This window comes from uncultured Allobosea sp. (genome assembly GCF_945956895.1).
Taxonomy (GTDB): domain Bacteria; phylum Pseudomonadota; class Alphaproteobacteria; order Rhizobiales; family Beijerinckiaceae; genus Allobosea.
On sequence record NZ_CAMFJF010000036.1, the window covers coordinates 25,967 to 32,914 of the forward strand.

Below are 6,948 nucleotides of genomic sequence, written 5' to 3' on the forward strand. Positions count from 1 at the left end.
TGGCGGCGACCGGCCCGAGCAGCTAGAGCTTCGATCCTCGCAAGGCGTTTGCGGGATCGCAGGCAGGATCGGGAGGAGATGGAATGACCAAGGGTTTCCTGAACAGATTGCTGCCGGCGGGCGCACTGGCGCTGGCCGGAGCGCTCACGCTCGGCGCTTCCGCCATGGCGGACACGATCAAGGTCGGCATCATCGGGCCGTTCTCCGGCCCCTTCGCCCTGCAGGGCAAGAACTTCCAGGCCGGCGCCGAGGCCTGGCTGGCGCAGAACGGCAAGAGTGTCGCAGGCCACGATATCGAGCTGGTCTATCGCGACCTGCCGACCGCCAATCCGCAGCAGGCCCGCGCGCTGGCGCAGGAGCTGATCGTCCGCGACAAGGTGCAATATCTCGGCGGCGTCTATTTCACGCCGGACGCGATGGCGATCACCCCGCTGCTGAAGCAGGGCAATGTTCCGCTGGTGATCTTCAACGCCGCGACCTCGGCGATCATGACCTCTTCGCCGCTGGTGGTGCGCACCTCCTTCACCCTGTCCCAGACCACGACGCCGCTCGGCAAGGCGGCGGTGGAGCGCGGCGTCAAGAAGTTCGTCTCGATCGTCAGCGATTACGGCCCTGGCGTCGATGCCGAGGGCGCCTTCAAGAAGGCGATCGAGGCGGCCGGCGGCGAGGTCAAGGAAGCGATCCGCATCCCGCTCAACACCACCGAGTTCAGCCCGATCATGCAGCGCATCCGCGATGCCGGGGCCGAGGGCGTCTTCGCCTTCCTGCCTTCCGGCCCGCCGACGCTCGGCTTCGTCAAGGCCTTCAGCGATACCGGCCTGAAGAAGGCGGGCGTCAAGCTCTTCGCGCCGGGCGACCTGACCCAGGAATCGGACCTGCCGGCCTTGGGCGAAGCGGCTGCCGGCCTGATCACCTCGTTCCACTACGCGGTCTCGCATGATTCCGAGATCAACAAGCGCTTCGTCGCCGCCGCCGAAAAGGCGATCGGCGCGCCCGACCTCGTTTCCTTCCCCGCGGTCGGCGCCTATGACGGGATGTTCGTGATCTCCAAGATGATCGCGGCCACCGCGGGCAAGCAGGACGCCGAGAAGGCGGTCGAGGCGGTGAAGGGCCTCGGCTGGGAAAGCCCGCGCGGCCCGGTCAAGATCGATCCGGAGACCCGCCACATCACCCAAACGATCTATCTGCGCGAAGTCGCAAAGGATGCGCAGGGCCGCTGGATCAACAAGGAGATCGCCGGCGTGCCGGAGCAGAAGGATTCCGGCCTGACGAAGTAACAGCGTCGTTTCCCGCCGGAAACGCCCCGTCATTCCGGGCTTGACCCGGAATCCATCGTAGAGCGCTGAGCCTTATGATGGATTCCGGATCGACGCGGCTTCGCCGCTTGTCCGGAATGACGATGGTGGTTCTCTCCGCATACGACACGCCTGAGCAGCAGAAGGCCCGCGAGCATGCAGACCGCGCTGAGCATCGCCATGGACGCGCTGGCCTATGGCATGGCGCTCTTCATCATCTGCATCGGCCTGTCGCTGACCATGGGCCTGATGCGGGTGGTGAATCTCGCCCACGGCGCCTTCGCCATGATCGGCGGCTACATCGCCTCCTTTGCCGCGCGCGATCTCGGCCTCGGTTACGGGTTCGGCATCGTGCTGGCCATGATCGGCACGGTTATCATCGCCGTGCCGCTGGAGCGCCTGCTCTATCGCCGCATCTATGACCGCAGCGAACTCTCGCAGGTCTTGATGACGATCGGCATCACCTTCTGCGTGATCGGCATCACCAACTACTTCTTCGGCCCGACGCTGAAAACGATTCCCCTGCCGGCGGAGCTTGCCCGCTCGGTCGATCTCGGCTTCCGCAGCATCGCCGGCCACCGGCTCTTCGTGATCGCGAGCGGCCTCGTCGTCGCCGGCGGCCTCTGGTTCCTGATCGAGCGCACCGGCTTCGGCATCCACCTGCGCGCGGCGGTCGAGAATGCGCCGATGGCCCGAACGCTCGGCATCCGCACCGAGATCATCTATGCCGCGAGCTTCGCGCTGGCGATCGGGCTCGCGGCCTTCGGCGGCGTGGTCGGCGCCGAATTCCTGCCGATCGAGCCCTATTACGCGCTGCGCTACATGGTGACCTTCCTCGTCGTCGTCTCGGTCGGCGGGGCAGGCTCGATCCCCGGCGCACTCGCGGCCTGCCTGCTCCTCAGCGCCATCGACGTCACCGCGCGCTATCTCGTGCCGGATTTCGGCAATTTCTTCTTCTATCTCGCGGTGATCCTGGTGGTCTGCGCCTTCCCGCGCGGCCTGATGGGACGGGCGCAGTAGCATGGCACCCGCGACGCCCATGCCCCCGGGACGCACGCTCGGCCGCGACCTCCTCGGCCTCGCCCTGATCGCGCTCGCCGGCCTCGCCGGCTACTGGCTCTTTCCCGACAATCTCGCTTTCCTCACCCGCGTGATCTCGGTCGCGCTGCTCGTGCTCTCGCTCGACCTGATCGTCGGCTATTGCGGCATCGCCTCGCTCGGCCAGGGCGCGCTCTATGGGGCCGGCGCCTATGCCGCCGGTATAGCCTGCGTGCACGGGATCACCGACCCCGTCCTGCTCATTCTGATCGGAGCCGCGGCGGGCGCGGTCATGGGTATCCTCATGGGCGCGATCATGCTGCGCGCCCACGGCCTGCCGCAGCTCGTGCTCTCGATCGCCATCGTCCAGCTCCTGCATGAGGCCGCCAACAAGGCCTCGTCGATCACCGGCGGCAGCGACGGCCTCTCCGGCATGAGCCCGGCCCCTCTCTTCGGTATCTTCGAGTTCGACCTCTGGGGTCGCAGCGCCTATCTCTTCGGCCTCGGCCTGCTGCTCATCGTCTTCGCCGTCTTGCGTTTCGTCACGCGCTCGCCTTTCGGCATGGTCTGCCGCGGCCTGAAGGAGGACCCGCTGCGGATCAGCGCGCTCGGCATCTATGCCTTCCCCGTCCTGCTCAAGATGTTCGTCATCTCCGGCGCGGTCGCCGGCATGGGCGGCGCGCTCGCGGCCATCGCGACGCAGGTCGTCGGCCTCGACAGCGTGAGCTTCGAGATCTCGGCCAATGCGCTGGTCATGCTCGTGCTCGGCGGCATCGGCCACCTCTACGGCGCGCTGATCGGCACGGTGATCTTCATGGCGCTCGAGCACGTCGTCGCCGCGATCAACCCGTTCCACTGGATGACGCTGGTCGGCGCCGTGCTGATCGCCATCGTGCTCTTCGCCCCGCGTGGGCTCTCCGGCACGCTGGACGAGCTCGCCCGCCTGCTGACCCGTGATCGCTGGGGGGCCGGCCGATGAGCGCGGTCTTCGAGGTCTCGCATCTCTCCAAGGAATTCGGCGGCCTCAAGGTCAGCCGCGACATCTCGCTCGCGATGAACGAGGGCGAACGCCTCGCCCTGATCGGCCCGAACGGCGCCGGCAAGACCACCTTCGTCAATCTCGTTACCGGGCGCATCCCGCCGAGCGCGGGCAGCGTCCATCTCGCCGGCGAGGACATCACAGGGCTGGGTGCCGTCAAGCGCGTCCGGCGCGGCCTCGTCCGCACCTTCCAGGTCACCCGCCTCTTCCCGGACATGACGCCGGAAGAGCATATCGTGATGACCATCCTGCAGCGCCTCGGCCGGGCGACGCGCATCCTCGCCCGCTTCCACGGCGATTCCGAAGCAACAGACGAAGCGGCTGAAATCCTCGCGACGCTCGGCCTGACCGAGGTCGCCCGCCGCAAGGTCGCGACGATCGCCTATGGCCAGCAGCGCCTGCTGGAGATTGCCATCGCATTGGCCCAGCGCCCCAAGGTACTGCTGCTCGATGAACCGGCTGCCGGCGTGCCCTCCAGCGATACCCCACGCATCGAGGAGGCCTTGGCCCGCCTGCCCGCCTCGCTCGCCGTGCTGATGATCGAACACGACATGGACCTCGTCTTCCGCTTCGCCAAGCGCGTCGTCGTGCTGGCGGCGGGCGAGCTGATCTTCCAGGGCCTGCCTGCCGAGGTCGCCAAAGACCCCAAGGTCCGCGAAGCCTATCTCGGGAGCTATGCCCATGCCGGCAGCTGAGCTCGACGTCCGCAATCTGAGCGCCGGCTACGGCCAGACCCATGTGCTGGAGGATGTTTCCTTCGCGGTGCCGGCCGGCGGGCGCCTCTCGATTCTCGGCCGCAACGGCATGGGCAAGACCACGCTGATGGCGAGCCTGATGGGGCTGACCCGCCGCTATGCCGGCAGCATCAGCCTTGGCGGGCAGGACGTCACCGCGCTCGGCACGGCGGCCCGCGCCCATGGCGGCATCGGCCTCGTCCCGCAGACCCGCGAGATCTTCAAGGGGCTGACGGTGGAGGAGAATCTCTTCGCCGGATTGAAGGGCCGCCCACGGACCGCGATCGAGGAAGCCTATGCGCTGTTTCCGCGCCTGCAGGAGCGCCGCCGCAATCTCGGCTCCCAGCTCTCCGGCGGCGAGCAGCAGATGCTGGCGACGGCCCGCACCATCCTCGGGCAGCCCGCCGTGCTGCTGCTCGACGAGCCGCTGGAAGGGCTGGCGCCGGTGATCTGCGACATGCTGATGGAGGCTTTCGGCCGCCTCGCCGCCAGCGGCGCGATGACCATCCTCTTCGTCGAGCAGCGGCTGGAAAGCGCGCTCGCCTTCGCCGACGACGTCATCATCCTCGAACGCGGCCGGATCGTCTGGTCGGGCAAGCCCGACGCTCTGCGCGCCGATGCCAACGTGCTCGAACGCTATATCGGCGTCGGCGGGCTGCACTGAGCCTGCGCAGTTTTCCTCGTCATTGCGAGCGCAGCGAAGCAATCCAGGGGCGGCAGAGCGCTACGTCTCCTGGATTGCTTCGTCGCTTCGCTCCTCGCAATGACGAATGAACCTCACACCACCAGATCGAGCGGCGGCACCGGCTCGCCGCGTGAGACATGCTGCATGTTTGCGAACATGCGCTTCACCACCGGCGCGAAATTGTCGGAGGCCATGGCGGCGAGATGCGGCGTGGTGACGAGATTGTCGAGAGTAATCAGCTCGCTGTCCGCCGGAAGCGGCTCGATCTCGTAGACATCCATCGCCGCGCCGGCGATCTCCTTCGCCCTGAGCGCCGTGACGAGATCGGCCTCGTTGACCACGCCGCCGCGCGCGACATTGATCAGCACGGCCGTCTTCTTCATCGTCCTGAGCGCCGCGATGTCGATCAGATCCTTGGTTTCCGGCGTCAGCGGGCAATGCAGCGAGACGACATCGGCCTGGGTCAGGATCTCCTCCATCGAGGCATGCTTGACGCCGAGCGCCGCCTCCTCGGCGGCATCGAGCGGCGTGCGCTTGCTGTAGAGGATGGTGCAGCCGAAGCCCTTCAGCAGCTTGGCGACATTCTTGCCGATCGCGCCCAGGCCGACGATGCCGACCGTCTTGCCGGAGAGCGTATAGGTGTCCGACGGCAACTGGCCCGTGCGCCAGTGGCCCTTCTTCAGTTCGGCATTGCCATAGGCGATCAGGCGGAGCGTCGAGATCGTCAGGCCAATCGCGAATTCGGAGACGGCGACCGCATTGGAGCCGGTCGTGCGCGCGACCTTGATGCCGAGCTTCTTCGCCGTCTCGATATCGATATTGTCGTAGCCGACGCCCCATTTATGCAGGAGCTTCAGCTTCTTGGCGGCGCGCAAAACGTCGCCGGAGACGCCGACCTGGCCGGAAATCGCGTAATCGGCCTCGGCGATGATCTCTTTCATGTGCTCGTCGCCGCGAGCCGTGCCGTGGGTCAGCACGAAGCCATCCGGCAGGAATTCGCGCAGGCGGTCGGCCCGTTCGGGCGTGGTCATGTCGAGGAGGCAGATGGTCTCGGGCATGGGATGGTCCACCAGGTGTCAGTTATGAGAAAGCAGATGTAGCGCCGTCATCCCGGACAAGCCGCGAAGCGGCGGCGCTCCGGGATCCATCGAAGGGCGCTGCGCTCTACGATGGATCCCGGGGTTGCGCTGCGCTGCCCGGGATGACGATGGAGGCTCGGGAGGAACATACGAAGACTTAGATGGTAAAGCGGGCACCGGCGCGGGCGAGCCCGCCGGAAATGGCGACGGGCGTGCCGTCTGCGCGCCAGCAGGCGGCGCCGGTCAAGGTGCCGTCGGGATTGAAGGCGATGGCGTTCATGCCGCCGGCGACGCGGGGCGAACGCACGACCTTGTGGCCGCGCGCGATCAGCGCCTGCGCGACGGACTCGGGGATGGCTTCCTCGAGTTCGAGCACGCCGCCCTCGGTCCAGACGCGCGGCGCCTCGACGGCTTCCTGCAGGCTCATGCGGTGATCGATCAGGTTGACGATCGCCTGCAGGGCCGAGGGGAAGATGCGCAAGGCGCCAGGCAGGCCCAGCGCGAAGGCGAGCCGGCCGTTCTTCACCGCCATCATCGGCGCCATCGAGGTGAAGACCCGCTTGCCCGGCGCGATCGAGAGCGCGCGGCCCGGATGCGGGTCGAAGTTGAACATGTAGTTGTTGGCGATCATCCCCGTGCCGGGGATCTGTACACAGGCGCCGAACAGCCCGTTGATCGTCTGCGTCGCGCTGACGACATTGCCCATGGCGTCCGCCACGGTGACATGGGTGGTGTCAGCGGATTCACCGCCGGAAAGCCCGGCCGTCCAGCTCTTCGCCTGCCCCATCTCGATCAGGGCGCGGCGCTCGTCGGCATAGGCCTTGTCGATCAGCTTCTCGACGGGAACCTTGACGAAGGCCGGATCGGCCGTCGCCACGGCGCGGTCGGCGAAGGCGATCTTCAAGGCCTCCGCGAGCAGATGCACGGCATCGGTCGAGCCGAAGCCGAGCGAGCCGATATCGTAACCTTCGAGGATGTTGAGCATCTGCGTGATGTGCACGCCGGAGGACGAGGGCGGCGGCGGGCCGATGATCTCGTAGCCGCGATAGGAGCCGCGGATCGGCTCGCGCAACTCGAT

The 6,948-nt window shown here is 67.0% G+C and carries 6 protein-coding genes and 1 pseudogene; 5 read left to right on the top strand and 2 right to left on the bottom strand.

Features of this window, described 5'->3' with window-relative positions; translation table 11 throughout:
• Positions 1-83: 83 nt before the first annotated feature.
• The 5 genes from Q0Q02_RS17015 to Q0Q02_RS17035 all read left to right on the top strand — a co-directional run bounded on the left by Q0Q02_RS17015 (position 84) and on the right by Q0Q02_RS17035 (position 4,770).
• A complete protein-coding gene (locus Q0Q02_RS17015) occupies positions 84-1,277 on the top strand; it encodes an ABC transporter substrate-binding protein (RefSeq protein WP_293811046.1) in 1,194 nt (397 codons plus the stop codon).
• Between the two features lie 174 nt (positions 1,278-1,451).
• Positions 1,452-2,315 carry a branched-chain amino acid ABC transporter permease gene (locus Q0Q02_RS17020; RefSeq protein ID WP_293811048.1) on the top strand — a complete coding sequence of 288 codons (864 nt, stop codon included), beginning with the start codon at positions 1,452-1,454 and terminating at the stop codon, positions 2,313-2,315.
• A 19-nt stretch (positions 2,316-2,334) separates the two neighbouring features.
• Positions 2,335-3,312, top strand: coding sequence for a branched-chain amino acid ABC transporter permease (locus Q0Q02_RS17025; RefSeq protein WP_293811049.1), 978 nt, complete (start codon positions 2,335-2,337; stop codon positions 3,310-3,312).
• Entirely contained in the window at positions 3,309-4,067 is a 759-nt protein-coding gene (locus tag Q0Q02_RS17030; protein ID WP_293811051.1) for an ABC transporter ATP-binding protein, read from the top strand. Before Q0Q02_RS17025 ends, Q0Q02_RS17030 begins: the two co-directional genes overlap by 4 nt.
• Positions 4,054-4,770, top strand: a complete 717-nt coding sequence (locus Q0Q02_RS17035) for an ABC transporter ATP-binding protein (RefSeq protein ID WP_293811053.1) — start codon at positions 4,054-4,056, stop codon at positions 4,768-4,770. Before Q0Q02_RS17030 ends, Q0Q02_RS17035 begins: the two co-directional genes overlap by 14 nt.
• 113 nt (positions 4,771-4,883) lie before the next feature.
• Here Q0Q02_RS17035 and Q0Q02_RS17040 read toward each other — a convergent pair whose 3' ends face one another.
• Together Q0Q02_RS17040 and Q0Q02_RS17045 are read right to left on the bottom strand one after the other, a co-directional pair.
• Positions 4,884-5,849, bottom strand: coding sequence for a 2-hydroxyacid dehydrogenase (locus Q0Q02_RS17040; RefSeq protein ID WP_293811055.1), 966 nt, complete (start codon positions 5,847-5,849; stop codon positions 4,884-4,886).
• Positions 5,850-6,027: 178 nt separating this feature from the next.
• Positions 6,028-6,948 (bottom strand): annotated as a pseudogene (locus Q0Q02_RS17045) (cephalosporin acylase I); the annotation flags it as partial.

Coding starts and splice junctions, on each gene's coding strand:
- Q0Q02_RS17015 (WP_293811046.1), top strand. CDS start 84: ATGACCAAGGGTTTCCTGAACAGATTGCTGCCGGCGGGCGCACTGGCG.
- Q0Q02_RS17020 (WP_293811048.1), top strand. CDS start 1,452: ATGCAGACCGCGCTGAGCATCGCCATGGACGCGCTGGCCTATGGCATG.
- Q0Q02_RS17025 (WP_293811049.1), top strand. CDS start 2,335: ATGCCCCCGGGACGCACGCTCGGCCGCGACCTCCTCGGCCTCGCCCTG.
- Q0Q02_RS17030 (WP_293811051.1), top strand. CDS start 3,309: ATGAGCGCGGTCTTCGAGGTCTCGCATCTCTCCAAGGAATTCGGCGGC.
- Q0Q02_RS17035 (WP_293811053.1), top strand. CDS start 4,054: ATGCCGGCAGCTGAGCTCGACGTCCGCAATCTGAGCGCCGGCTACGGC.
- Q0Q02_RS17040 (WP_293811055.1), bottom strand. CDS start 5,849: ATGCCCGAGACCATCTGCCTCCTCGACATGACCACGCCCGAACGGGCC.